Annotated in this window: 1 rRNA gene; it reads left to right on the top strand. The window is 54.4% G+C overall.

From position 1 onward, the window contains the following. Positions 1–1277 (top strand): 16S ribosomal RNA (locus tag E3U55_RS16915); the annotation flags it as partial. Positions 1278–1325 lie beyond the last annotated feature (48 nt).

Genomic DNA, 1325 nt, shown 5'->3' with positions numbered 1-1325 from the left:
GGCCTACCAAGGCAACGATGCGTAGCCGACCTGAGAGGGTGATCGGCCACACTGGGACTGAGACACGGCCCAGACTCCTACGGGAGGCAGCAGTAGGGAATCATCCGCAATGGACGAAAGTCTGACGGTGCAACGCCGCGTGAGTGAGGAAGGTCTTCGGATCGTAAAGCTCTGTTGTTAGGGAAGAACAAGTCCCGTTCGAATAGGACGGGGCCTTGACGGTACCTAACCAGAAAGCCACGGCTAACTACGTGCCAGCAGCCGCGGTAATACGTAGGTGGCAAGCGTTGTCCGGAATTATTGGGCGTAAAGCGCGCGCAGGCGGTTCCTTAAGTCTGATGTGAAAGCCCACGGCTCAACCGTGGAGGGTCATTGGAAACTGGGGAACTTGAGTACAGAAGAGGAGAGCGGAATTCCACGTGTAGCGGTGAAATGCGTAGATATGTGGAGGAACACCAGTGGCGAAGGCGGCTCTCTGGTCTGTTACTGACGCTGAGGTGCGAAAGCGTGGGGAGCGAACAGGATTAGATACCCTGGTAGTCCACGCCGTAAACGATGAGTGCTAGGTGTTAGGGGTTTCCACCCTTAGTGCTGCAGTTAACGCAATAAGCACTCCGCCTGGGGAGTACGGCCGCAAGGCTGAAACTCAAAGGAATTGACGGGGGCCCGCACAAGCGGTGGAGCATGTGGTTTAATTCGAAGCAACGCGAAGAACCTTACCAGGTCTTGACATCTTTGGACCACCCTAGAGATAGGGTCTTCCCTTCGGGGACCAAATGACAGGTGGTGCATGGTTGTCGTCAGCTCGTGTCGTGAGATGTTGGGTTAAGTCCCGCAACGAGCGCAACCCTTGATCTTAGTTGCCAGCATTCAGTTGGGCACTCTAAGGTGACTGCCGGTGACAAACCGGAGGAAGGTGGGGATGACGTCAAATCATCATGCCCCTTATGACCTGGGCAACACACGTGCTACAATGGATGGTACAATGGGACGCGAAACCGCGAGGTGAAGCAAATCCCAAAAAGCCATTCTCAGTTCGGATTGTAGGCTGCAACTCGCCTGCATGAAGCCGGAATCGCTAGTAATCGTGGATCAGCATGCCACGGTGAATACGTTCCCGGGCCTTGTACACACCGCCCGTCACACCACGAGAGTTGGTAACACCCGAAGTCGGTGGAGTAACCTTTTGGAGCTAGCCGCCGAAGGTGGGACCAATGATTGGGGTGAAGTCGTAACAAGGTAGCCGTATCGGAAGGTGCGGCTGGATCACCTCCTTTCTAAGGATATTTATAACGACGACAGTGCTATTTTGTTTAGTTTTGAGG

Source organism: Filobacillus milosensis, from assembly GCF_004402015.1.
GTDB lineage: Bacteria > Bacillota > Bacilli > Bacillales > Alkalibacillaceae > Filobacillus > Filobacillus milosensis.
The sequence above is the reverse complement of the archived record's forward strand: the minus strand, read 5'-3'. Positions and strand labels throughout refer to the sequence as shown.